Origin of the sequence: Pseudoduganella sp. SL102 (assembly GCF_027856995.1) — a bacterium.
Taxonomy (GTDB): Bacteria; Pseudomonadota; Gammaproteobacteria; order Burkholderiales; family Burkholderiaceae_D; genus Rugamonas; species Rugamonas albidiflava.
This window is the reverse complement of record NZ_CP115554.1, coordinates 3,732,714-3,757,624: the sequence shown is the minus strand read 5'-3', so window position 1 is coordinate 3,757,624 and position 24,911 is coordinate 3,732,714. Positions and strand designations below refer to the sequence as shown.

Below are 24,911 nucleotides of genomic sequence, written 5' to 3'. Positions count from 1 at the left end.
TTGCAACCCTTTCACATGCCGCGGATCCGCCGCCGCGCACAAGGCTTCACGCTGGTGGAAATCGCGATCGTGCTCGTCATCATCGGCCTGCTGCTGGGTGGCGTGCTGAAGGGCCAGAGCCTGATCGACAATGCCAAGGTCAAGAACGTGATCCAGCAGTCGACGTCGCTGCAGGCGGCCGTCAATGCCTACCAGGACAAGTTCCGCGCCCTGCCCGGCGACGATGCCCAGGCCACCGCGCACGTGCCGGGCACCAGCGGCAACGGCAATGGCGACGGCCAGATCGCCGAGTACCAGCTCGCCCCGCAACACCTGGCGCTGGGCGGCTTCATCACCGGCTCGTTCAACGGCACCACCGATTTCATGACGAGCGCGCACGGCGGCGCCGTGTACGTGTTCAACGACGTGGTGGCCGGGCGCGGCGGCAACGGCATCCGCTTCGACAACCTGCCCGACAGCTTCGCCGAACAGATCGATGTCAAGCTGGACGACGGCAAACCCGACACCGGCGCCGTGCGCGCCACCGGGCCATACAGCAATAACGGCACGATCGTCACGCGCACCGCCGTGTTCTTCTGATTCCGGCGGTGTAAGGCCACCCTAAGGGCAAAATCCGGGGTCAGACTGAGATGTCGTTAATAAGCCCAACCCCAAGTGCAGATGCCGGGGGTGAAGCAGGGGTTTCGCGAAGCATGCTTCGCGCCTGCGGAACGGTGCTGGCATGCAAGCCAGCACTCCCTCCAGACCCCAGCCCTTCGCCGTTGGGGTGAAAGCATGCGCGTTCCACGTGCGGATGCCCCCGGCACCGCCCTCGCCCGCTACGCCACCCGGAACCCCGGCTGTCCGGCAAACCGCCGCAAGTGGTGGTCCACGTCCCCCAGCGTCAGCCCGATCGCCGTCAGCCGCTTGAACCAGTGCGCTGCGGGCAGCTCGTCGGTGACGCCCATGCCGCCATGCAGCTGCACCGCCTGCTGCCCGACGAAGCGGGCCGCCTCGCCGACCCGCACCCTGGCCGCGGAGACCACGCGGCGGCGTTCTTCCGCATCGCCTGAATCGGCCTTGGCCGCGGCCAGCATGGCCATCGAGCGGGCCTGTTCGAGGTGGACGAACATGTCCGCCATGCGGTGCTGCAGGGCCTGGAAGCTGCCGATCGGCACGCCGAACTGGCGGCGCGTCTTCAGGTAGTCGAGCGTGGCGCCGAACAGCGCATCCATCGCGCCGACGGCTTCCGCGCACAGCAATGCCGCGCCCCAGTCCGTGGCCGCTTCCAGCACCGGCCAGGCCGTGCCGGGGTCGCCCAGCAACGTGGCGGGGGCATGGTCGAACGTGACGCCGGCGCAGCGCCGGCCATCGATCGCGCGGCCATCGCGGATCGCCAGGCCCGGCGTGCCGGCCTCGACCAGCAGCAGCGAGATGCCGTCGCGGTCGCGCTGGCCGCCATGGCTGCGCGCCGAGACGATCAGCATGTCCGCCTGGCCGCCGCCCTCGACCACGGTCTTCACGCCGGATACCGCGGCCGCGTCCACCGGGCCGGAGACCTTCGCCGCGATGTCGGCCAGGTCGTGGCGCGACTGCGCCTCGCCCAGCGCGCACGCCAGCTTCACCTCCCCGGCCGCCACGCGTTCGAGCAGTTCTTCCTGGCCACCCGCCAGTTGCAGCATGCGCGCGCCCAGCACCGTGGCGAAATAGGGTTCGACGACAAGGCCGCGTCCCAGTTCCTGCATGACGAAGAACATGTCCGCCGCGCCGCCGCCGAAGCCGCCCTGCGCCTCCGGCACCGGCAGCGCCGTCAGCCCCAGTTCGACCAGCATCCGCCATGCCTCCGGCGACTCGCCCGCCGGCGAATGGATGATGTCCCTGCGCGCCGCGAAGCCGTAGTCGCGTTCGATCCAGCGGCGCAGCGCATCGGCAAGCTGGCGCTGTTCTTCCTTCGGTTCAAAGTCCATGCCGCCTCCTTACAGGCCCAGGATCATCCGGGCGATGATGTTCTTCTGGATTTCGTTCGAGCCGCCGTAGATCGACGTCTTGCGGTAGTTGAAGTAGTACGCGGCCAGCGGCGCGGCCTGCATCTCGTCCGCGCTGTCGTGCGCAATGCCCTGCCGGCCTTCCACCAGCGCCGCATCGAACGGCAGCGCGGCCGGTCCCGCCGCCTCGACCATCATCTCGGCCAGGGCCTGCTGCACCTCGGTGCCCTTGATCTTCAGCAGCGATGCCTGCGGGCCGGGTGCGCGGTCTTCCTGCGCGATGGTGCGCAGCACGGTGACCTCCAGCGCCATCAGTTCGATCTCCACCTGCGCGACCTTCGCGGCGAATACCGGATCTTCCAATAGCGGCCGGCCGCCCTGCTGCTGCCGCAGCGCCAGCGCTTTCAGGAAGCGCAGTTCGCGCTTGCTGCGGCCCACCGCGGCGATGCCGGTGCGCTCGTGGCCGAGCAGGAACTTCGCATATGTCCACCCCTGGTTTTCCTTGCCCACCAGGTTCTCCACGGGAACGCGCACGTTGTCGAAGAAGACTTCGTTGACTTCGTGCTCCTCGTCGAGCATGACGATCGGCCGCACCGTGATGCCGGGACTCTTCATGTCGATGAGCAGAAACGAGATGCCGTCCTGCTTGCGCGCCGCCGGATCCGTGCGGACCAGGCAAAAGATCATGTCGGCGTGCTGGGCCAGCGTGGTCCATGTCTTCTGGCCGTTCACCACGTAATGGCCGCCGTCGCGCACGGCGGTGGTCGCCAGCGAGGCCAGGTCCGAGCCGGCGCCCGGTTCCGAATACCCCTGGCACCACCAGTCGTCGCAATGCAGGATGCGCGGCAGGAAACGGGCCTTCTGGGCCGCGCTGCCGAACGCCATGATGACGGGCGCCACCATGTTAACGCCGAACGGCAGGATCGGCGGCGTGCCGGCCAGCGCACACTCCTCGTCCCAGATATGGCGCCGCACCGCATTCCAGCCCGTGCCGCCGTACTCGACCGGCCAGCCCGGCGCGGCCCAGCCCTGCGCGGCCACGATGCGGTGCCAGCGCACGTAGTCATCCTTGCCGAGCCGCAGGTGGCCGCGCACCTTGCGCCGCAGGTCCGGCGGCAGGTTCGCCGCGAGGAATTCGCGCACCTGCTGGCGAAACGCGTCGTCCGCGTGGGAATAGTTCAGGTCCATGCTGTCTCCTCGTGTTCGCTGTTCGACATGCTGGCCGCGCCGTGAATAGCACGGTCGTTTCATCATACACGAGGCGGTGTATCGGGCCGATGCCGGCTTTACGGAGCGCCCCCCCTTCCGCCAAATCACGCTGGCATGACAACGAACGGTCATATTGATGAAACTTTATTTCACGCAGAATGCGGCGAGAGTTCGAATTTCGTCGCGTAAACCCTACATTACGAAAATTATTGCCTAATCGGTATCCAATAGCACAAGTAACGTGAAATATAATTACCTCACTCTCCTGACATAACGCAAGTCATCCACGAAAGGTTCGTCATGGTTCAACAGGCACAGTATCTCGGCAACCCTCGCACCGGCGCAGGCGGGCAGGCATTGCCGTTTTCCCCGGCAGTGCGGGCCGGAGATTTTGTCTATGTCTCAGGCCAGGTGGCCATGGATGAGCACGGGGATATTGCCAGCGGGGGGATTGCGGTACAGACGCGGGTGACCATGGAAAACCTGGGCCGTGCCCTGGCACTGGCCGGCTGCGAACTGGCCGATGTCATCAAGTGCACCGTGTGGCTGGACGATGCACGCGACTTCTGGACCTTCAACCGCGTCTACGCGGAATTCTTCCCTGGCGATAAGCCAGCCCGGTCGACGACGCAGGCCAGGCTGGTGGTGGACGCGAAAATCGAAATCGAAGCGATCGCCTACAAGCCATTGACATGACGGTCTCCGTCCAGGCGCCGCCCGGCCCTGTCGACTGAACGGCCATATCGACTGAACCTGCCAGCACCACCGGCACCAGCCCATTCTTGCGTGGAGATCCGCATGCGTTCGCACACCCTGCTGTCTTGTATCCTGATGCTTGGTTCACTATGCCTGGCGATTCCCGCCAGTGCCCAGGAAATCGTGCCGCGACCGGCCCAGATACAGCGCGGACAAGGCACGTTCACGCTCACCGCCGCAACCCGGATCGTGGCGACGGGCGCCGCGGCCGTCGAAGCGGACAAGCTGCGTGACTACCTCCGGCCGACCACCGGCTATTCCCTGCCGGTCGTGGCCAGCGGTGGTGAAAACAGCATCCGCCTTGCCCTTGACCCCGCGCTGGAAAAACTGGGCAAGGAGGGCTATCGCCTCGTCAGCAACAGCACCGGTGCGACCATCACCGCCGCCCAGCCCGCCGGACTGTTCTACGGCATCCAGACGCTGCGCCAGCTGTTCCCTGCCGACATCTACCGCAAGGCGCCCCTGGCGCGCACCTGGTCCATCCCGGCCGTCACCATCGAAGACCAGCCGCGGTTCGGCTGGCGCGGCAGCCACCTCGACGTTGCGCGCCACTACATGCCCGCCAGCTTCGTGCTCGGGCACCTGGAGCTGATGGCGCAGCAAAAACTCAATGTCTTTCACTGGCACCTGACCGATGACCAGGGCTGGCGCATCGAGATCAAGCGCTATCCCAAACTGACCTCGATCGGGGCGTGGCGGAGGGAGACGATGGTCGAGCCGAAAAACCCCGAGCCGGCCCGCCAGCTCTACGACGGCAAGCCGCACGGCGGCTTCTACACGCAGGACGACATTCGCGAGGTCGTGGCGTACGCCGCCGCGCGCCACATCACGGTGGTGCCGGAAATCGAAATGCCGGGCCACGCGACGGCTGCCATCGCCGCCTATCCGGAGCTGGGCAACGATCCGGCGCGGCAGCTGCAGGTTGGCCGCGTGTGGGGCATCATGCCCGAGATCTTCAACGTCGAAGACGGCACGATCACCTTCCTCAAGAACGTCCTGGACGAAGTCCTCACACTGTTCCCGGGTACCTACATCCATATCGGTGGCGACGAAGTCCTCAAGCCCGAATGGGCGGCCTCGCCAAAGGCCCTGGCACGCATGAAACAGCTCAAGCTGGTTCCTGACGGCACCACGGCGCAGGAACTGCAATCCTATCGGGGCGCCGACGGCAAGCCTGCGGACCATCCCGCCCTGCACGGCCTGCAGAGCTGGTTCATCAACCAGATGAACGACCACCTCAAGCAGAAAGGCCGGCGCATGGTCGGCTGGGACGAAATCCTCGATGGCGGCTTGCCGAAAGGGGCCACCGTGATGAGCTGGCGCGGCGAGGAAGGCGGCATCAAGGCCGCCGCCCTGGGCCACGATGTGGTGATGACGCCGGAACGCGGCACCTACCTCGACTATTATCAGGCGGAACTGACCGATCCGGCCTTCCGCGAGCCGATCGGTGCCCGCAAGTTCAACCTGCTCGACAAGGTCTATGCTTTCGATCCGATCCCGGCAACCCTGCCCGCCGCCCACGCGGTGCGCATCCTCGGCAGCCAGGGCCAGCTGTGGAGCGAACGCATGCCGACCCCTGCCCAGGTCGAGTACATGGCATGGCCACGGCTGCTCGCGCTGTCCGAAACCATGTGGACCCCGAAGGCCCTGAAGGACTACGGCAATTTCCAGCAACGCTTGCCGCAAGCCCTGCTGCGCCTGCAGGTCCAGCATGTGAATTACCGCCCGCTGGGCGGGCCGCCCTGGCCGAAATAATCCGGCAGGAAAATAGGTACCAGGGGCGTCAGGGGCGTCATCGAGGTTGACCGGTCGCCCCTCCCACTGTCGAACGCACCGTGGCCGCGCCGCCCGGCGTGCCATGCCCTGCTTTGCGTGCCCTGCTTTGCGTGTCCTGCTTTGCGTGCACGCCGGGCAGCTGCGCCCTGTCGAGTCCGCATCGTCGTTCCAATTGTCGTTACGCCAGTCACGCGCTGCTTTCGTGTGATCCGAAAATCCAAACATATGCCGTTAACCCGGGTACAAAAGATGAAACGATCGCCTTACAACCTCAGCAAAACGACCCTTGCCATCGCCAGCGCCTGCTGCGCCATGGCGGCCAGTGCCACCGCCCAGCAGACCGGTCCCTCCGGGCCGGAGGCCGCCAGCAGCCCCGTGCAGCCCTCGCAGGCCGGCGCACCCGCGCCGGACAACGGGAGCAGCACTTTCCAGGAGGTGATCGTGACCGCGACGCGGCATTCGACCTCGCTGCTGAAAACCCCCGTCTCGATGACCGCCGTGACCCAGGAGGCGTTGACACGCCAGGGCATCACCGATGTGCGCGGCCTGAGCGGCCAGATCCCCAACCTCCAGCTCGGCAGCGCGCCGAACGGCAGTTCCGGCGTCAAGATCGCCATCCGCGGCGTGAGCAGCAACGACTTCACCGAAATCGGCAATCCCGCCGTCGGCCTGCACGTCGCCGGCCTGTACTCGCCGCGTCCGCAGGCGGCGCTGGGTTTGCTGTTCGACCTGGAGCAGGTCGAGGTGCTGCGCGGGCCGCAGGGTACCCTGTTCGGCCGCAATTCCACCGCGGGCAGCATCAACATCATCCCCGCCAGGCCGGAATTCGGCAACCGTGACGGCAAGGTCGAGGCGGAGGTCGGCAACTACAACCACCGCCAGGTGTCCGTCGTCCAGAACATCGGCATCAACGACCGGTGGGCGCTGCGCGCCACGTATTCGAAGCTCCAGCGTGACAGCTACCTCAATCAGAGCCGCGACTTCTACGCGCCGAACTTTCCCAGCCTGGGCATCACCCCTGCGCTCGATGCCAATGGCGCGCCCATTCCAGCGGTCGACCAGCGCCACAACGCCGCGATCGGCCGGGACAGGTGGTACAACAACAAGGATGAGTATGCGTACCGCCTGCAGTCGCGCCTGAAGGTGACGAACGACCTGGAATGGCGCCTGGCCTACGAGAAGTACCAGAACGACGGCGCCGGCGATATCTCGCTCAAGGATTGCAGGCTGGCCGCCGGCACCCCGTATGCCTGTCCAGGCAGCCAGTGGGACATCACCATCAACACGCCCGGCGAGATGGACATGTCGATCGGCACCGTGCGCACGGGGCTGTCGTGGAACATCAACGCCGGCAATACGCTCGAATACAACGCCGCCTACGCGACCCAGGAACGGCGCCAGATCATCGACACCGACCTCGGCTATCAGCCGGTGTTGAGCGACCTGGTCAACCGTCCCGGCACCTCGCCGTACAACGACCAGGCGACCTTCACCACGTCGTCCAAGTACGTCTCGCGTGTCCATGAGCTGCAGTTGCGCGGCCAGGTGGCCCAGGTGCGCTACGTGACCGGGCTGTTCTGGCTGCACGAGAAAAATGCGATCGACTTCGGCCAGGACTACCTTGCCAACGCGAGCGGCACCTATGGCTATCCCACTTACGCCTACCTGTATCACCAGACCGATCGCCAGGCCGATTCCAAGGCCGTGTTCGCACAGGCCGACTGGACGTTCGCACCACGGTGGACAGTGACGGCCGGCGCCCGCTATACCCGCGACAAACGCACCGATACCAACGGCGAATACTACGACACGCGCACCTCGAGCGATCGCGGCATCTACTTCCTCGGCCAATATACCCCGGGCGTTCCGGGGACGCCGGGATACCAGCCATTCAACAGCACCCATCTGCTGCCGGGCATGGGCGCCTACTATGGGCTGGCCGGGCTGAGCCCGACGCTGGTACCGCAGGTGAGCAACAACGCCGGTACCTGGAAGAAGGCGACCTGGCGTCTTGGCCTGAACTACCAGGCCACGCCGAGGGACATGCTGTTTACCTCGCTATCGACCGGCTACAAGGCGGGCGGTTTCAGCGACGTGCAGAATATCTGCGCCAACGGCTTGAACGGCAACTGCGCCGACCGCCCGCCTGGTCCCCACTATACCAACCTGCCGTGGGAACCGGAGACGGTCACCAATCTCGAGTTCGGCTACAAGGGGCGCCTGTTCGGCGACAAGCTGTCGCTGTCGGCCACGGTGTTCCACAGCCGCTACGACGACATGCAGCTGACCGGCGGTGTCACCGTGGGCAAGATCATTCCAAAGATTCCCTGCAGTGCCGCCGAGCCCTATTGCGACGTGGTCGTCCTGTACGGCACCACCAACGCGGCGAAATCGGCCATGTCGGGCCTCGAACTGGAAGGCCAGTACCGTCCGCAGCCAGGGACCCGGATCAACTATGCCTATGGCTACCTGCGCGCCAAGGTGCGCTCCTATCCAGGCTACAGCGAGAACCGCGACATCAGCTGCAACATCCGCACCAGCGCCGGCGCGCCGCCCTGCGTGCGCTATACCGGCACCGATCCGGCGTTGCGCAACCTGTTCCCTGTCGATATCACGGGGCACGACCTGCCCAACGCGCCGCGCCACAGCGTGCGCATCGACATCGCGCACGACTTCGAGCTCGCCAATGGCTACACGCTGACGCCCTGGCTGGCGGCTCGCTGGCAGGACAAGATGTACTTTACACTGCGCAACCTGGACACCTCGCATGTCTCCGATGCCGAACCGTCGTACGGCGTCGTCGATGCGGCCCTGCGGCTCGAAGCGCCAAACGGCAAGTGGCATGTCGAAGCGTACGTCAAGAACGCCGGCGACACGATCTCGAAGAACTTTGCCAGGGTCGTCGAACCGGGCTATGTGCTGGGCTCCTACAACGATCCGCGCATGTTCGGCGTGCGGGTCGGCGCCAGGTGGTAAGTTAGTCGCAGTGCAGCCCGGGTGGCGGCGTATGCGCCGCCGCTTTTTCAGACGTCCCCATTCAGTCGTTACTACCAAACAGCGATCGATGACCTTATTGAACAAGCTTCGCCCGCCACCGCGCCCCGCGCGGCGGCGCTCCCTGCTGGCACTGGCCGGCCTGGCACTGCCTGCTGGCGCAGCCAGCACATCGGGCGCGTCCGGCGGCATGGTGCACTCGAACGCCAGTGCCAACCTGGCGATGATCGGCGAACCGCAGACGCTCGACCCGATGGCGTCGACCTCGGACCTGGTCGGCACCATCATGCAGCACGTCTTCGAAACCCTGTACACGTTCGACGCCCGCTGGCGGGTGGTCCCGATGCTGGCGGCCGGCATGCCGATCCAGTCCGGCGACGGCCGGCAGCTGGCGATCCCGCTGCGCCAGGGCGTGCGTTTCCATGACGGCACCGAGATGGTTGCCGCCGACGTGATCGCCTCGCTGCGGCGCTGGATGCGCCTGGCCCCGCGCGGCAAGACCGTCGCCGGCGAAATCGCCAGCCTGCATGCGCCCGGCCGGTACACCGTGGAGCTGGTGCTGCGTGGCAGCTATGCGCCCTTGCTGGCCCAGCTGGCGCTGCCAGCCGGCTTTGCCGCCATCATGCCGGCGGCCACCGGTGACGGCCCGCTCCGGCGTTTCGTCGGCACCGGCCCGTATCGCTTTCTCGAACGCCGGGCCGACCAGTATGTGCTGCTGCGCCGCTTCGACCGGTACAGCGCGCGCGCCGAACCGGCCGATGGCTATGCCGGGCGGCGCCGGGCCCTGCTGGCGGAGCTGCGTTTCATTCCGGTGCCCAATCCGAACACCCGGATCGAAGGTGCCATGTCGGGCCAGTTTCATTATGCCGACCAGCTGCCGGTCGAAAAGCTGGTGCGCTTCGACGGGCAGCCCCGGGTACGGCCGGTCGTCACCGCCCCGTTCGGCTTTCCTTATGCGGTCCTGAATACCAGCGCGGGGATACTCGCGGACCAGGCCATGCGCCAGGGTGTCCAGGCAGCGCTGAACATGAACGACATCATGGCCGCGGCCTTCGGCGACCGGCGCTTCTATACTGTCGAGGCCAGCCACTATCCGCCCGGCTCGCCATTTCACTCCGACGCCAGGGCAAGCGACTACAACCAGGACAACCCGGACAAGGCCCGCCGCCTGGCCAGCCAGTCCGGCTACCGTGGCGGCGCCGTGCGCCTGCTGGTCAGCAAGCAGTACGAGTTCCACTACCGGATCGCGATGGTCATCGGCAGCCAGCTGCGCAAGGCCGGGTTCCTGGTCGACCTGCAGGTCGTCGACTGGGCCACGCTGGTCCAGCGCCGCAACCAGGGCGCACTGTGGGACATCTACATCACCCATTCGGTCCTGCTGCCGGAACCGGTGCTGGCGCCGCCGCAGCTGGGCAGCGGCGCGCCGGGCGGCTGGGACAGCGCGGCCAAACGGGCGGCCATGGAGCGGCTGAACGGGCTGGCCGACGGTGCCCGGCGTGCCTCGGAATGGGGCCCCGTGCAGGCCCTGGTCTATACGGAAGTGCCGTACATCAAACTCGGCAGCTTCAACAGCCTGGCTGCCTGCGCCGCGTCGCTGCGTGGCTATGTCGCGATGCCCTGCCGTTTTTCTGGAATACCGGGGTCGCCGCATGAGCGTGGCACTGCTGCGATACCTGGGCACCCGCCTGCTCGGCATGGCGGTGGTCATGCTGATCGTCGCCACGCTGGTGTTCCTCATCACCCGGCTGGCGCCCGGCGATCCGGCGGCCATGATGCTGGGCGAGCAGGCCAGCGCCGCCGACGTGGCGCGCCTGAGCGCGCAGTACGGGCTCGACCGGCCGCTGCCGGAGCAGTTCGGTCGCTGGCTCATGGAGGTGGCGCGCGGCAACCTGGGCCACTCCATCTTCCTGCAAATCCCGGTTGGCGAAGCGCTGCTGGCGCGCGTCGAACCCACCCTGCTGCTGGCCTTGCTGGGCGTGACCCTGGCGTGCGCGATCGGCATCCCGTGCGGCGTCCTGTCCGCCGTGTGGCATGGGCGCCTGGTCGACCAGGCCGTCACCGGCGTGGCCATGCTGGGGGCCAGCATGCCCAGCTTCTGGTTCGGCATGCTGCTGATGCAGCTGTTCGCCGTCGAACTGGGCTGGTTCCCCGTGGCGGGCTACGGAAACCCGGAGGCGCCGCTCTTCTTTGAAAAACTGCGCCACCTGGTGCTGCCGGCCGTGGTGCTGGGCGTGCTTAATTCGTCGCTGATCATCCGCTTCACCCGCGCTTCGATGCTCGACGTGCTGTCCGACGACTATGTGCGCACGGCCCGCGCCAAGGGCCTCCCGGAAGTCCAGACCATCGTCCGGCATGCGCTGCGCAATGCGCTCGTCCCGGTGGTCACCGTCATCGGCCTGACGGCCGCCCTGATGATCGGCGGCGCCGCCGTGACCGAGACCGTGTTCGGCCTGCCCGGTATCGGCAGCCTGGTGGTATCGGCGGTGCTGCGGCGCGACTATCCGGTGATCCAGGGCGCCCTGCTCGTCATTGCCGCGACCTATGTCCTGATCAACCTTGGCATCGATCTGCTGTACATGGCGATCGACCCACGGATCCGCTACTGAAGGAGCGCCATGCGATCGTTCATCGCACTTTGCCGCAAGCGCAAGCTGGTGCTGTTTGGCGCCCTTAGCCTGCTTGTACTCGCCACGCTTGCCCTGTTCGGCCCCATGCTCTCGCCCTACGACGCGGGCGAACTCGATGTGCCATCGCGCCTGCTCTCCCCTTCGGTACGGCACTGGTGCGGCACCGACGAGTTCGGGCGCGACATGTTCACCCGCGTGGTGGAAGGCGGGCGCTGGTCCATGCTGATCGGTGCGATGGTCGTGGCGTTCTCCACGGGCGCCGGGGTGCTGATCGGCTTGTGTGCGGGCTTCTTCCCGCGGCTGGACGCGCCGATCATGCGCGTGGTCGATGCGCTGATGTCGTTCCCGGACATCCTGCTGGCCATCGCACTGGTGGCTACCCTGGGCGCCTCGGTACGCAGCGTGGTGCTGGCGCTGTCGATCGTCTACACGCCCCGGGTGGCGCGTGTCGTCCGCGCCGCCACCCTGGTGGTGCGCGAAATGCTCTTCGTGGAGGCGGCGCGCGCGCTGGGCGTGCCGACCATCCGGATCGTCTTCGTCCACGTGCTGGGCAATATGAGTTCGCCCATCCTGGTGCAGGCCAGCTTCATCTTCGCCTACGCGATGCTGGCCGAGGCCGGCCTGTCCTTCCTGGGCATGGGCGTGCCGCCGGAAGTGCCGACCTGGGGCGCCATGGTGGCCTCCGGTCAGGCATTTACCGACCAGGCCATCTGGCTCGTCCTGTTCCCCGGACTGGCCATCATGCTGGCTGCCGTCTCGCTCCAGATGGTGGGCGACGGCCTGCGCGACATGCTCGACCCACGCTTGAGGAAATCGCTATGACCATCGCATCCATGCCCGCGAGCGCCACCGAGCCCGCGCCCCTGCTGGTGCTGGACCAGCTGCAAACCCATTTTTTCACCAGCCAGGGGACGGTGCGCTCGGTGGAATCCGTCAGTTTCGAGCTGTTCCCCGGGGAAACGCTCGCGGTGGTGGGCGAGTCGGGATCTGGCAAGTCCGTGACCAGCCTGTCCATCATGGGCCTGATTCCTCCGACGGCGGGCCGCATCGTCGGCGGCAGCATCCTGTTTCGCCGGCGCGACGGCGTGGCGGTCGATCTTGCGGGCCTGCCGCCCGGCCAGCTGCGCGCCCTGCGCGGCAAGGAGATCGCGATGGTGTTCCAGGAACCCATGACAAGCCTGAACCCGCTGATGACGATCGGTGCGCAAATTGCCGAAAGCACGCGGTTGCACCTCGGACTGGATCGCCACGCCGCATTGCGCCATGCGAAGGAGATGCTCGACCTGGTCGAGATCCCCGACGCCGCGCGCTGCGTGCACGCCTACCCGCACCAGCTGTCGGGCGGCATGCGCCAGCGCGCCATGATCGCCCTCGCGCTGTCCTGCCAACCGCGGCTGCTGATTGCCGACGAACCCACCACCGCACTGGACGTGACCATCCAGGTACAGATCCTCGCCCTGCTGCAAAAGCTGCAGCGCGAGACCGGCACCGGTATCCTGTTCATCACCCATAACCTGGGCGTGGTGGCGGAAATCGCCGATCGCGTGGTCGTCATGTACGGCGGACGGGTGCTCGAGCAGGGCAATGTCGCGCAGATCTTCGACCATCCGCTGCATCCCTACACGCGCGGCCTGCTGGCATGCCTGCCCGGGCGGAACCGCGGCCTTGGCGACGGTGCCGACGGCACCGCGAAGCGCCGCCTGCAGGCGATTCCCGGCCAGGTGGCCAGCCCGCTGTCGCCGCCGCCCGGCTGCGCCTTCGCACCGCGCTGCCACTTGGCGCGCGACGCCTGCGTGAGCGCCATGCCCGAGCTGGTGGCGCTGCCTTCGCGGCGCAGCGTGCGCTGCATCGACCGGAGCGCGGCATGAAACGGGAGAGCGGCATGAAGCGGGAGAGCGGCATGAAGCGGGAAGAGTGCGGCATGAAGCGAGAATCCGGAACGCATGCCCTGCCTTTTCTGGAGGTAAGGGGTTTGCGCAAGTATTATCCGGGCAAGGTGCCCGGCCATCCGGTGCGCGCGGTGGATGACGTCAGTTTTACGCTGGCCGCCGGCGAAGTGCTGGGGCTGGTGGGTGAGTCGGGCTCGGGCAAGAGCACGATCGGCAGGACCATCCTTCGCCTGCAGGAAGCCAGCGGAGGGGTCGTCCGCTACCTCGGCGAGGACCTGGGCCAGGCCTCGGCCCGCCGCATGCGCTCGCTGCGGCGGGACCTGCAGATCGTGTTCCAGGACCCGTACGCCAGCCTCAATCCGCGCCTGCGTATCGGCCAGGCCATCGGCGAGGCGCTCGGCACGCATGGCCTGCATCCCGGCGCCGCGCGCCCCGCCCGCATCGCGGCCCTGCTCGAACTGGTCGGCCTTCGCCCGGAACATGCGCAGCGCTATCCCCACGAGTTTTCCGGTGGCCAGCGCCAGCGCATCGGCATCGCCCGCGCGCTGGCCGTCGAACCGCGCTTCATCGTTGCCGACGAACCGGTATCGGCGCTGGACGTATCGATCCAGGCCCAGGTCATCAACCTCCTGCTCGATCTCAGGGAACGCCTCAACCTGTCGATGCTGTTCATTTCGCACGATCTGGATGTGGTGGAATACATGTGCGACCGGGTCGTGGTGCTCTACCTGGGAAAAGTGATGGAGATCGCATCGACCGCGGCACTGTTCGCGCGCCCGCTGCATCCCTATACCGAAGCCCTGCTGGCGGCTTCACCGCGTCCGGAGAGCGGCGCGCGGGCACTGGCGGGCACGCGGCGCGTCTTGCGCGGCGACCTGCCGAGCCCGGCGATGCCGCCTTCCGGCTGCGTATTCCGCACCCGCTGTCCGTATGCGCAGGATGCCTGCGCGCGGGACGTACCGCAGCTGACCGAAACCGAACCAGGGCGCTGGCGCGCGTGTCTCCGCACCGATGTGCCGGCGATCGTTCCGGCACCGGCGCCTTCTCACCGCCAACCGTCCCAACCAATCGACTTTCCATGATCAACACGATGCCCGCTCCAGACACGCTCGCTCCCGACCTGCTCGACCTGAGTACCATCGAACAGTTCGTCCTCACCCCTGAACTGAAAGGGTATCCGCACGACGCGGCGCCGCGCGCCATCCGCGACATCGGCAGCGCCGGGTGGAACGTCCTGCGCGGCGACCTGCCGTTTCCGGTGGCATTGCTCAAGCGCTCCGCCCTGGACCACAACCTGGCATGGATGGCCGACTTTACCCGCGAGAGCGGCGTGCTCATCGCCCCGCATGGAAAGACCACCATGGCGCCCCAGCTGTTCGCGCAACAGCTTGCCTCCGGCGCATGGGGCATGACGCTCGCCACCATGCAGCAAGTCAGCCTGGCGGTCCGGCTCGGACTGCGCCGCGTCATCCTGGCCAACCAGCTGGTGGCGCGTCCGGATATCCTGCAGGCCGCCCGGCTGCTGCGCGAAACCCCTGGCCTGGAACTCCATGTGCTGGTCGATTCGCTGGCGCAGCTTGCCCTGATCGAGGGCGTGCTGGCCGTGGACGCGCACGATGCCCGCCTGCTGGCGATGATCGAATGCGGCATCGACGGCGGCCGCACGGGTTGCCGCAGCGTCGCGCAGGCAATGGCGCTGGCGCGGGCCATCGCCGGTTCCAGCGCCGTGGCCCTGAGCGGAATCGAATGCTACGAAGGCTTGCAGGTGACTGGCCACAGCGCGACGGATGCGGCGGCCGTGACCGGCCTGATGCAGGTGGTACAGGAAGTAGCACGCCAGTGCGATGCGGAAGGCCTGTTCCATGGAGAGGAGATCGTGCTGTCCGCCGGCGGCTCGGCCGCCTTCGATGTGGTGGCCCGTACCTTGCCCATGCAGCTGTCGCGTCCCGTCCGCACCATCTTGCGCAGCGGCTGCTACCTGGCCCACGATTCGGGCTTTTACCAGCGCTTCATGGAAGACATCCGGGCCCGCAGTGGCGCACGCTGGCAGGAGCGCCCGGGCCTGCGGCCGGCGCTGGAAATCTGGTGCCAGGTGCAGTCGCAGCCGGAACCCGGCCTGGCGATCCTGGCACTGGGCAAGCGTGACGCCTCGTTCGACCTCGACCTGCCGATGCCGTTCGCCTGGGTGAATGCGGCAGGACGCGAGCCGGTCGGCAAGGACTGGACCATCGCGAAGATGAACGACCAGCACGCCTACCTGCGCTTTCCACCCGGACCTGCGCCGGCGGTTGGCGACCTGATCGGTTGCGGTATCTCGCACCCCTGCACCACTTTCGATAAATGGCGGTGGCTGCCTGTCGTCGACGACAGCTACGACGTCCGCTCCGCCATCCAAACATTTTTCTGAGGTCACCTATGAATGTCGTCGAACTTCTCAAGGCCCAGCTGGACCTGCTGCCGGCCGCGCAGCGCCAGGTGGGCGTGGCCATCCTGGCCGATCCGCAATGGGCATTGCGGGCCAATGTCGATGCGCTGGCCCAGCGCGCCAATGTCAGCCCTCCCACCATCGTGCGGCTGTGCCGTGCACTGGGCCTGGAAGGGCTGCGCGAATTCAAGCTGCAGCTGGCCCAGCAGCTTGCGGTGGGCACGCCGTTCCTGCACCGCACCGTGCAAGCCAGCGACGACGCGCTGACCGTGGCGCAGAAAATCCTGCGCGGCATGGTCGCGTCGATGGTGGACCTGGAGCAGAAGCTCGATGCGGCCGTGCTGGAAAAGGCCATCGCCACGCTGGCCCGGGCGAAACGGCTGGACTGCTACGGCGTTGGCGCCACCTCCAGCTTCATGGCGACCGATGCGCAGGCACGCTTCTTCCGCATCGGGCTCACCACCAATGCCTATTCGGACGCCCACATGCAGCTGGTATCGGCGGCGACCCTGACCAGCGACGACGCGGTACTGGCGATTTCCCACGTGGGGCGCATGCCGTCGCTGCTCGAAGCCGTCGAAGTGGCCAGGGAACAGGGCGCCACGATCATCGCCCTGACCCAGCCCGATACCCCGCTGGCGGAGCTGGCGCACATCCCCATCACCGTGACCGTGCCGGAGGACGCGGTGGTGCGGGTCAGTACCGAGGCCTACCTTGCGCACATGAGCTTCCTGGAGATCCTGATGGTGGGCGTCGGCCTGCGCCGCGGCGACGCCGCCATCGCGCGCATGCGCAGATTCCATGACGTGCTGATCGAGCGCGGCATCGACAGCAACCACCCCGCCATGCGGCTTGGCTGGTCGCAGGCCGAACGCAATGCGCTCAACAAGGCCGGCGACGACCCCGACGCGCCGGAGCCGGCATGACGCCGCCGGCCCAGCGCCCGCCAGGCGCCATCCTGCTGCGGGGCGGTACCGTGATCGACGGCACCGGCTCGCCGCGCTACCGCGCCGACGTGCTGGTCGAGCATGGCCGGATCCAGGCGGTCGGCCCCGGCCTGGCCGGCAGCCGTGGCGCGGACGTGACGGTATTCGATGCCGGCGGCAAGGTCATCGCCCCGGGCTTCATCGACGTGCACACCCACGACGACCATATCGTGCTGACCGCGCCGGCGATGCTGCCCAAGATCAGCCAGGGCATTTGCACGGTGATCGTGGGCAACTGCGGCATCAGCCTCGCCCCTCTCGTGCGTGCCGGTACCGATCACGCCTTGCCTGCGCCACTGACCTTGCTGGGCGACGCCGGGGGCTTCCGCTTCGACAGCCTGGACGCGTATGCAAACGCTGTCAACGCTGCGCGGCCAGCCGTCAACGTGGCGGCACTGGTGGGCCATACGACGTTGCGCGTCGACAATGTGGCCGACCTGGCGCGCGCCGCGCTGCCCGCCGAACTGGACGCCATGTGCGATGTGCTCGACCGCGCCATGCGCGATGGAGCGATCGGCTTGAGCAGCGGTGTCTTCTACGGCCCCGCCGCGGCGGCCGACATGGGGGAGCTTACCGCGCTGGCCCGGATCGCCGCGCGCCATGGCGGCGTCTACGCCACCCACCTGCGCGACGAGTTCGAAGCCATCCTCGCCTCGATGGAGGAAGCCACGGAAGTGGCCCGCGGGGCAGGCATTTCGCTGGTGCTGTCGCACCACAAGTGCGCCGGACCGGCCAACTGGGGCCGTACCCGCGAGACGCTGGCGTACGTGGAGTGCGCGGGAAAACACCAGTCGATCGGGCTCGACGCCTATCCTTATGTCGCCGGGTCCACCGTGCTGCGCGCCGACCTGGTGGACGATGTGATCGACATCCTCGTCACCTGGTCGGACACCCATCCGCAGCTGGCGGGCCGCTACCTGGCCGATATCGCGGCCGGCTGGAACTGTACCCAGCGCGAGGCCTGCGAACGCCTGCAGCCTGGCGGCGCCTGCTACTTCCAGATGGACGAGGCCGATGTACAGCGCGTGCTCCGGCATCCGGCCACGATGATCGGCTCGGATGGCCTGCCGCATGACCGCCACCCGCATCCACGGCTGTGGGGCACCTTCCCGCGCGTGCTGGGGCACTACAGCCGGGAGCTGAAGCTGTTCGGGCTGGAGACGGCGGTGCACAAGATGACGGGCATGTCCGCCGCCCGCTTCGGGCTGGACCGGCGCGGCCGGATAGAGGCCGGGTTCCACGCCGACCTCGTCGTGCTCGACCCGGAGCAGGTGGGCGACCGCGCCACCTTCGAAGCCCCGATCCAGGCCAGTGCCGGCATCGAGCTGGTCTTCGTCAACGGGGTGCTGTCCTATCGCGCCGGCGAGTGCCTGCCCGCCCGCGCCGGCCACTTCCTGCCGCGCGGGCGCACCCCGCGCACTCCCGTGAACACACCACCATGAACGGCCGCTACCGGCTTCCCGCTCATCTTGGTGAGTGCTTGGTTCCCCTCGATTGACACTGGTCCGGCCAATCCCGATACTCGATTCCCACTCCAGGCGACAGCACGGCGCACCGCGCCCTGCTTCCCAATGAACATGCGCCGACCCGGCGCATGCGGCGTGACGGCCGGCCACGGCAGCACCCACGGCCTCGGCGCGGGCAGACGCGCCGGCGATGCACAGCACCGCGCAGTACGGCTACGCAGATGCGCACGGCGCACGGCGCAGCCGATCACCGCTCTTTCGCCAACCATAACAATGGGGAATCAATGAACCGTACCTTTGCACCGATCGCACTGCTGGCGCTCGCGCTGACGCAGCCGGCATTCGCCGCCCAGGGCAGGCAGCTCGAGAAACTCGATCGCGGCGCCGTCGCCATCGCCACCGGCGGCACCGTCTTCATCAGCTGGCGCGTGCTCGGCACCGACGATCCCGCGACCCGCTTCAACATCTACCGCGACGACGTGAAACTGAACGCCGAACCGCTGGTGGCGAGTAATTTCACCGACACGGCAGGCACCAGCGGCGCCCGCTACCTGATCCGGCCGGTGGTCGAGGGCAAGGAGAAGAAGGGGCAGGAAGAGTACGCGCTGGCCACCTGGAGCGAGCCGGTGCTGCGCATTCCGCTGCAGCAGCCGGAAGGCGGCGTGACACCCGCCGGCGTGGCGTACACGTACGAGATGAACGACGGCGCCACGGCCGACCTGGATGGCGACGGCAAGTACGAGCTGGTGGTGAAGTGGCAGCCCACCAATGCCAAGGACAATTCGCAGAGCGGCCACACCGGCAATACCTACCTCGATGCCTACCGGCTCGATGGCAAGCGGCTGTGGCGCATCGACCTGGGCCGCAACATCCGCGCCGGCGCCCACTACACGACGATGGTGGTGTACGACCTGGATGGCAACGGCAAGGCCGAAGTGATGGTGAAGACGGCCGACGGCACCGTCGATGGCCGTGGCACCGTGATCGGCGATCCGGCCGCGGACTACCGCAACAGCGCCGGCTACGTGCTGACCGGTCCGGAATTCCTCACCGTCTTCGATGGCCGCACCGGCAAGGCGCTGGCCACCACCGACTACCTGCCGGCGCGCGGCACCGTCGGCTCGTGGGGCGACAACTACGGCAACCGCGTCGACCGCTTCCTGGGTGGCGTGGCCTACCTGGACGGCAAGCGGCCCAGCGCCATTTTCTCGCGCGGCTACTACACGCGCGCCGTGATCGCCGCGTGGGACTACCGCGACGGCCAGCTGACCAGCCGCTGGGTGTTCGATACCGACCACGAAGGCGCCGAGGCGCGCGGCCAGGGCGCCCATTGGTTCTCGGTGGCGGACGTGAACGAGGATGGCAAGGACGACATCGTCTATGGCGCGGCCACCATCGGCAGCGACGGCCACCTGATGTACAGCACCGGCCTGTGCCACGGCGATGCGCTGCACGTGGGCAAGCTCGATCCGGCCCGCCCCGGCCAGCAGATCTACATGGTGCACGAGAGCCCCTCCTGCTACAAGGGCAATGGCGCCAGCTTCCATGACGCCGCCACCGGCGCGCTGCTGTGGGGCGCCCCGGCCACCGTCGACGTGGGCCGCGGCGTGTGCTACGACATCGATCCCGCCTATCCGGGCGCAGAGTGCTGGGCGTCGCGTGGCGGCCTGTTCAACGTGAGCGGCCAGCAGATCTCCACCAACCGGCCGGGCAGCATGAACTTCGCCAGCTGGTGGGATGGCGACCTGCTGCGCGAATCGCTGGACGGCGTGGCGATCGCCAAGTGGAATCCGGCCGCCTTCGCCTTCGAGAACCTGCTCGACGGCGCGGCGTACAACGCGGCGTCGAACAACGGCACCAAGGCCACCCCGGTGCTGTCGGCCGACATCCTGGGCGACTGGCGCGAGGAAGTGGTGTGGCGCACGGCGGACAATACCGGACTGCTGGTGTTTTCCACCACCATCCCGACCGCGCACCGGATCCCGACGCTGATGCACGATGCGCAGTACCGCGTGCAGGTGGCGGGCCAGAACGCCGGCTACAACCAGCCGCCGCACACCAGTTTCTACCTGGGTGAAGGGGCGGCGCCGGCGGCAGCGGCCACGGTGGAAGTGGCGCGGTAAGCCAGGGCCCGCGGCGCCATCGCCGCCGATGCGCGGCCGCCACGCTCAGCCGTTCGTGCGCGCGTGGCGGCCCGCTCGGTGTTACAGTTGGTCACCATGACCGAGACCACGCTACCCGCCGACGCGCCGCTGTACATCGTCCTGAATGCCGGTTCCGGCGCGTCCGAAAAAGACGAACGCCGCGCCGCCATCGAGGAAGTATTGACCGCAGCGGGACGGCGTTTTCACCTGCACCTGGTGGAAGATGGCGGCGAGCTCGACGAAGCGGCCATCGCCCATGCCGGCAAGGCCTGCGCCAACGGCGGCATCCTGGTTGCCGCCGGCGGCGACGGCACCATCAACGCCGTGGCCCGCCAGGCCGTCCTGCACGGCTGCCCGTTCGGCGCGCTGCCGCAGGGTACCTTCAATTATTTCGGCCGCACGCACGGCATTTCGGAAGACCTCACGGAAGCCGTCCATGCGCTGCTGGGGGCGACGATCCGGCCAGTGCAGATCGGTTCCGTGAATGGCCGCATTTTCCTCGTCAACGCCAGCATCGGGCTGTACCCGAAGCTGCTCGAGGAGCGCGAGCAGGACAAGCGGCATTATGGCCGCAGCCGCGTGGTCGCCTTCCTGTCCGCGCTGAAGACCATCTTCCTGCCGCACCGCCGCCTGCGCCTCACGCTGGAGGCGGAAGACCGCACGCTGCACCTGCGCACCCATACCCTCTTCGTGGGCAACAATCGGCTGCAGATGGAACAGGTGGGGCTGACCGAACAGGCGCCCGACGTGGCCGATGGCGAACTGGCCGCCGTGGCGCCGAAGCCGGCCGGCAAGCTGGGCATGCTGGGCATCGTGCTCAACGGCGTGCTGGGGCGCCTGGGCGACACGGGCGACGTCGTCACCTTCGGCTTCCGCCGCATGACGGTGCGCACGCCGTTCTATGGCCGCAAGCGCATCAAGGCCGCCGTCGACGGCGAAGTGCTGACCCTGTCCACCCCGCTGCATTTCGAGGCACTCGACGGACGGCTGCGGCTGCTGGTGCCATCGGGCTCCCCTGCGGAAGCATTGTCGTAAAAATGGGGACGTACCCCAATGCCGTTCAGTTAGGCGTTACCCAGCACATGAAAGCGCAAGCATTCACCCCAAAGCGAAGGGCTGGGGTCAGGAAGGAATGCTGGCCTGCATGCCAGCATCGTTCCGCAGGCGCGAAGCATGCTTCGCGAAACCCCTGCTTCACCCCGGTGGGTCTCGTATCTTGAGCATACCGACAATTCAGTGGATACTTCCGCTGCAGTTCCGGCCAGGCAAGGTCACACCGCTCGGGATTAAGGCTTCGAGCCTGTGGGTCAGATAGGTGGCCTTGCCTGTTTTTTCATTGAAGTCCGTACGGTATCTTGGGACGGCGTTCTTACGCTAAGCCCGCATACGAGAGAGGAAATGATGGAAATGGCAGTAACCCCGGTAGTTGGCGTTGATGTGAGTAAGAAGAAGCTCGATATTGTTCTGCTGGTCAGTGGCAAAGCGAAATCGAAGACGCTCAGCAATACGCCGGAGGGTTACCAGGAACTGGTTCAATGGTTGGTCAAGCAGAAGGTCTCTCCAGACAGCGCTCACGTGTGTCTGGAAGCGACCGGTGTCTATAGCGAGCCGCTTGCTCTGTGGTTGCACGATGCGGGCATCATGGTGAGCGTCATCAATCCAGGCTGCATCAAAGGTTTTGGGCAGTCCGAAAACATCCGCAACAAAAACGATCAAATTGACGCCGGGCTGATCGCCCGATTCTGTGCTGCGAAGAGGCCGCCAGTTTGGGTGCCACCTCCAAAGGAACAGCGTGAACTCAAGGGTTTGAGCGATCGGCTGCTTGCGCTCAAGGACATCAGGCAACAGGAAAAGAACCGGATGGAAGCTCATGATTTTGCCGGTCAGGCCGACTTGGTGAAAAACGTCGATGAGCACGTAAAATGGCTCGATCAAAAGATCACCGAGCTGGAAAAGGAGATCGACGATCACATCGACAGGCATCCTGGCCTGAAACATGACGCCGATCTGATGCGCAGTATTCCGGGCATTGGCAGCACTACGATAGCTAAGGTCCTGGGCCACATTGGTGACATTAGGCGCTTCGGATCGGCCAAGGCACTTGCGGCATTTATTGGAGTCAGTCCAAAGCAAAAAAGCTCTGGAACATCAGTGCGCGGTCGGACAAGCATGAGCAAGATCGGCAACAATGATCTGCGTAGTGCACTGTACATGCCTGGCATGGTCGCCAAGCGGTACAACACCTTGCTGAAGACCTTTGCCGAGCGCCTGAGCGCCAATGGCATGGCTCCCAAGGCCGTCACCGGCGCCGTCATGCGCAAGCTGGTTCATCTGATTTACGGCGTGGTTTGCTCTGGCAAGCCATTCGACCCGAATTTTTTGAATTCGGGCCTTGCAAAACAAGACGGTATCTGACCCCGGATTCTGCACTGAGGTTTATCCTCCCGGGCCTGATCCTCACTCCACCGTGATCGCCACGTCCCGCCCCTCCACCGCCACGTTGCCCGCATAATCCGCCGCGTAGATCCGCAGCGTGTAGTTGCCCGGCGCGATGCCCGACACATCCCAGGCACCGGGACTGACCTGCCCGTCCGCCAGCGTATTGTTCAACGCGTAGGCGAACTGGGTGGACTTGCTGCCGTACACGGTGATGCCGCTGCTGGCCGCATACAGCACCTTCACCGCATCCTGGTTGCGCGGCAGCCGGTCGTACACCTGCGTGATGCGGGGCTGCTCGTAGCCGGGCGCCGGCGAGCCGTCTTCCTTCAGCAACTGGTAGCCCAGTTTGTAGAGGCCCAGCCGGCGCCGCGCCAGGTTGCCGTCCATCTGGTCCCACGCATCGACGACGATGTCCACCTCGCCCACCGCGCGCGGTACCGTCACGCGGCGCGGCGGCGGCGGAGCCTTGCGTTTCTTGCCGCGCGCGACCGGAGGGGCGCCGAGCCGCTTGCCGCCGCCGGCCAGCAGCACCACACCCTGGATGCGCGGCGGCACGGTATCGCGCAGGCCGGCGAACGGCAGCGTCAACGGGTTTTCCACGCCACCGGTGGGGAAATAGTCGAGGTGCACATGGGCCATGCCATTGATGGTGCCCAGCGTGTCGCCCACGGCGAAGCGGGTGCCCCGCTGCACGCGCACCCGCGCCGGCTTGCCCCGCGCGTCCGGCAGCACCGTGAAGCGCGCATCGAGCGGCTTGTCGCGCCTGTCGCGGCCGACCTTCATGTGGATGTAGGACAGCGTGCCCACCGTCATGCCTTCGCTCAGGCTGGCGTAACCCCAGTTCGGATAGGGGTCGGTCACCTTCGCGGCCGCCACGGCCACCACCTGCGCGCCCACGTCGGCGCGCACGTCGAGCCCCATGTGGAAGTGGTCGCGGCTGTCGCCTTCGAAATTGCCGCGCACCTCGCCCATCACGCCCACCACCTCGTGCGGCCCATCCTGGGGCAGCACCGGCCACGGCATCGGCTGTTCGCGGCGCGGCGCCGGCGCCCGCGCACGGCGTACCGGTGCGGCACCACCATCGACCGCGGGCGCCAGGCGCAGCACGGTGAATCCCAGGCCCTCGCTCACGATCACGCTGCCGTCGCGCGCCACGGCCACGCCGCGCGGGCTGGACAGGTTCACCGTGCCATCGCTGCCGTAGCCCGGTTCGGCCGGGCTGTCGAAGTCGGCCAGCGGCTGGAAGGTGGCTTCCGGCGTGACCTGCAGCACACGGCCCGAACCCGCCGTCACGTACAGGTAGCCGTCGCGCGTGGCGGCGATGCCCACCGGGCGCCGCAGCGGCGAGCGCCGTTCCCCTTCCGCCGGCACCGCCACGGTGGACACGGTGCCCGCGGCATCGATGCGCCGCACCGCATGGTTGCCCGTGTCGGCAACGAACAGCGTACCGTCGCGCGCGGCCGCGATGCCGCTCGGCGTGTCGAACGACGCCGCGGTGCCCGGTCCATCGAGCAGGCCGGGCTGCCCGCTGCCCGCCACCGTGGTCACGGTGCCGTCCGGCGCGATGCGGCGGATGCGGTCGTTGTAGGTGTCGGCCACATACACCACGCCGGTATCGTCCACCGCGATGCCCACCGGCCCATTGAAGCGCGCGGCATTGCCTCGGCCATCCACGTAGCCGGGCTGGCCATTGCCGGCCAGCGTGGTCACGGTGCCGTCCGGCGCGATCCGGCGGATCGCGTGGTTGCCCGTATCGGCCACGTACAGGTTGCCCGCATGGTCGAGCGCCAGCCCGGATGGCGTGTGGAACATGGCGGCGGCTCCCTTGCCATCCGCGTAGCCTTCCCGGCCGCCGGCCAGGGTGGCCACGGTGCCGTCCGGAGCGATGGTGCGGATGCGGTTGTTGTCGCCGCCGTCGGCCACGTAGACGGTGCCGCGCGGCCCGGCCGCCACGCCGAACGGGTCGGCGAAGGCACTGCGCGCCGCGGCGCCATCGGCGAAGCCGGCTGCCCCGATGCCGCCCAGCGTGGCCACGCGCGCACTCCAGAACCGTTCGGTGCGGGCCTGGGCCGGCGTCAGCACCGCGAGAACGGCGGCCGGCTTGCCGCCGGGCTCCGCGGGCTGGAGGGTGTAATACAGGGCGCCGGCACCGGCCAGCAGGAGGGCGCCGGACAGCATGCCGACGATGAGTTTTCGATTCACGAGAGCGCTCTTCGTTACAGGAAGCGCAAGCTTA

At 67.1% G+C, this 24,911-nt stretch carries 17 protein-coding genes and 1 pseudogene; 15 read left to right on the top strand and 3 right to left on the bottom strand.

Annotated features, from left to right (window positions below; genetic code table 11):
• Positions 1-579 (top strand): prepilin-type N-terminal cleavage/methylation domain-containing protein, encoded by a 579-nt coding sequence (locus OU994_RS15870; protein ID WP_281606633.1) that lies wholly within the window; start codon positions 1-3, stop codon positions 577-579.
• A gap of 239 nt (positions 580-818) precedes the next feature.
• Here OU994_RS15870 and OU994_RS15865 read toward each other — a convergent pair whose 3' ends face one another.
• Entirely contained in the window at positions 819-1,946 is a 1,128-nt protein-coding gene (locus OU994_RS15865; RefSeq protein WP_281606632.1) for an acyl-CoA dehydrogenase family protein, read from the bottom strand.
• A gap of 9 nt (positions 1,947-1,955) precedes the next feature.
• Positions 1,956-3,152 carry an acyl-CoA dehydrogenase family protein gene (locus tag OU994_RS15860; protein ID WP_281606631.1) on the bottom strand — a complete coding sequence of 399 codons (1,197 nt, stop codon included), beginning with the start codon at positions 3,150-3,152 and terminating at the stop codon, positions 1,956-1,958.
• Positions 3,153-3,473: 321 nt separating this feature from the next.
• Here OU994_RS15860 and OU994_RS15855 point away from each other — a divergent pair, with 321 nt between their 5' ends.
• The 14 genes and pseudogenes from OU994_RS15855 to OU994_RS15790 all read left to right on the top strand — a co-directional run bounded on the left by OU994_RS15855 (position 3,474) and on the right by OU994_RS15790 (position 22,651).
• Positions 3,474-3,869 (top strand): RidA family protein, encoded by a 396-nt coding sequence (locus OU994_RS15855; RefSeq protein ID WP_281606630.1) that lies wholly within the window; start codon positions 3,474-3,476, stop codon positions 3,867-3,869.
• Positions 3,870-3,971: 102 nt separating this feature from the next.
• Positions 3,972-5,684: a beta-N-acetylhexosaminidase gene (locus tag OU994_RS15850; protein ID WP_281606629.1), complete on the top strand. Its 1,713-nt coding sequence runs from the start codon at positions 3,972-3,974 to the stop codon at positions 5,682-5,684.
• A 270-nt stretch (positions 5,685-5,954) separates the two neighbouring features.
• On the top strand, positions 5,955-8,681 hold the full coding sequence (locus OU994_RS15845) for a TonB-dependent receptor (RefSeq protein ID WP_281606628.1): 2,727 nt from the start codon (positions 5,955-5,957) through the stop codon (positions 8,679-8,681).
• A pseudogene (locus tag OU994_RS15840) lies at positions 8,620-10,005 on the top strand (ABC transporter substrate-binding protein); the annotation flags it as partial. The gene OU994_RS15845 and the pseudogene OU994_RS15840, both read left to right, overlap by 62 nt.
• Before the next feature lie 355 nt (positions 10,006-10,360).
• Complete coding sequence (locus tag OU994_RS15835; protein WP_281611649.1) at positions 10,361-11,305, top strand: ABC transporter permease; 945 nt, start codon at positions 10,361-10,363, stop codon at positions 11,303-11,305.
• Positions 11,306-11,314: 9 nt separating this feature from the next.
• Complete coding sequence (locus tag OU994_RS15830; protein WP_281606627.1) at positions 11,315-12,148, top strand: ABC transporter permease; 834 nt, start codon at positions 11,315-11,317, stop codon at positions 12,146-12,148.
• Positions 12,145-13,194, top strand: coding sequence for an ABC transporter ATP-binding protein (locus OU994_RS15825; RefSeq protein ID WP_281606626.1), 1,050 nt, complete (start codon positions 12,145-12,147; stop codon positions 13,192-13,194). Before OU994_RS15830 ends, OU994_RS15825 begins: the two co-directional genes overlap by 4 nt.
• Before the next feature lie 53 nt (positions 13,195-13,247).
• Positions 13,248-14,297, top strand: coding sequence for an ABC transporter ATP-binding protein (locus OU994_RS15820; protein ID WP_281611648.1), 1,050 nt, complete (start codon positions 13,248-13,250; stop codon positions 14,295-14,297).
• A complete protein-coding gene (locus OU994_RS15815; protein WP_307731705.1) occupies positions 14,294-15,622 on the top strand; it encodes an amino acid deaminase in 1,329 nt (442 codons plus the stop codon). Before OU994_RS15820 ends, OU994_RS15815 begins: the two co-directional genes overlap by 4 nt.
• A gap of 8 nt (positions 15,623-15,630) precedes the next feature.
• Positions 15,631-16,566, top strand: coding sequence for a MurR/RpiR family transcriptional regulator (locus tag OU994_RS15810; RefSeq protein WP_281606625.1), 936 nt, complete (start codon positions 15,631-15,633; stop codon positions 16,564-16,566).
• Positions 16,563-18,068, top strand: coding sequence for an amidohydrolase family protein (locus OU994_RS15805; RefSeq protein ID WP_281606624.1), 1,506 nt, complete (start codon positions 16,563-16,565; stop codon positions 18,066-18,068). Before OU994_RS15810 ends, OU994_RS15805 begins: the two co-directional genes overlap by 4 nt.
• Positions 18,069-18,376: 308 nt before the next feature.
• Positions 18,377-20,215 (top strand): rhamnogalacturonan lyase, encoded by a 1,839-nt coding sequence (locus tag OU994_RS15800; RefSeq protein WP_281606623.1) that lies wholly within the window; start codon positions 18,377-18,379, stop codon positions 20,213-20,215.
• Positions 20,216-20,311: 96 nt separating this feature from the next.
• Positions 20,312-21,271, top strand: coding sequence for a diacylglycerol kinase family protein (locus tag OU994_RS15795; RefSeq protein WP_281606622.1), 960 nt, complete (start codon positions 20,312-20,314; stop codon positions 21,269-21,271).
• Positions 21,272-21,634: 363 nt separating this feature from the next.
• Entirely contained in the window at positions 21,635-22,651 is a 1,017-nt protein-coding gene (locus OU994_RS15790) for an IS110 family transposase (RefSeq protein ID WP_281606621.1), read from the top strand.
• A gap of 42 nt (positions 22,652-22,693) precedes the next feature.
• On the opposite strand, the gene OU994_RS15785 is transcribed toward OU994_RS15790, so the two are convergent.
• A complete protein-coding gene (locus tag OU994_RS15785) occupies positions 22,694-24,877 on the bottom strand; it encodes an NHL repeat-containing protein (RefSeq protein WP_281606620.1) in 2,184 nt (727 codons plus the stop codon).
• Positions 24,878-24,911 lie beyond the last annotated feature (34 nt).

Coding starts and splice junctions, on each gene's coding strand:
- OU994_RS15865 (WP_281606632.1), bottom strand. CDS start 1,946: ATGGACTTTGAACCGAAGGAAGAACAGCGCCAGCTTGCCGATGCGCTG.
- OU994_RS15860 (WP_281606631.1), bottom strand. CDS start 3,152: ATGGACCTGAACTATTCCCACGCGGACGACGCGTTTCGCCAGCAGGTG.
- OU994_RS15855 (WP_281606630.1), top strand. CDS start 3,474: ATGGTTCAACAGGCACAGTATCTCGGCAACCCTCGCACCGGCGCAGGC.
- OU994_RS15850 (WP_281606629.1), top strand. CDS start 3,972: ATGCGTTCGCACACCCTGCTGTCTTGTATCCTGATGCTTGGTTCACTA.
- OU994_RS15845 (WP_281606628.1), top strand. CDS start 5,955: ATGAAACGATCGCCTTACAACCTCAGCAAAACGACCCTTGCCATCGCC.
- OU994_RS15830 (WP_281606627.1), top strand. CDS start 11,315: ATGCGATCGTTCATCGCACTTTGCCGCAAGCGCAAGCTGGTGCTGTTT.
- OU994_RS15825 (WP_281606626.1), top strand. CDS start 12,145: ATGACCATCGCATCCATGCCCGCGAGCGCCACCGAGCCCGCGCCCCTG.
- OU994_RS15820 (WP_281611648.1), top strand. CDS start 13,248: ATGAAGCGAGAATCCGGAACGCATGCCCTGCCTTTTCTGGAGGTAAGG.
- OU994_RS15815 (WP_307731705.1), top strand. CDS start 14,294: ATGATCAACACGATGCCCGCTCCAGACACGCTCGCTCCCGACCTGCTC.
- OU994_RS15810 (WP_281606625.1), top strand. CDS start 15,631: ATGAATGTCGTCGAACTTCTCAAGGCCCAGCTGGACCTGCTGCCGGCC.
- OU994_RS15805 (WP_281606624.1), top strand. CDS start 16,563: ATGACGCCGCCGGCCCAGCGCCCGCCAGGCGCCATCCTGCTGCGGGGC.
- OU994_RS15800 (WP_281606623.1), top strand. CDS start 18,377: ATGAACCGTACCTTTGCACCGATCGCACTGCTGGCGCTCGCGCTGACG.
- OU994_RS15795 (WP_281606622.1), top strand. CDS start 20,312: ATGACCGAGACCACGCTACCCGCCGACGCGCCGCTGTACATCGTCCTG.
- OU994_RS15790 (WP_281606621.1), top strand. CDS start 21,635: ATGATGGAAATGGCAGTAACCCCGGTAGTTGGCGTTGATGTGAGTAAG.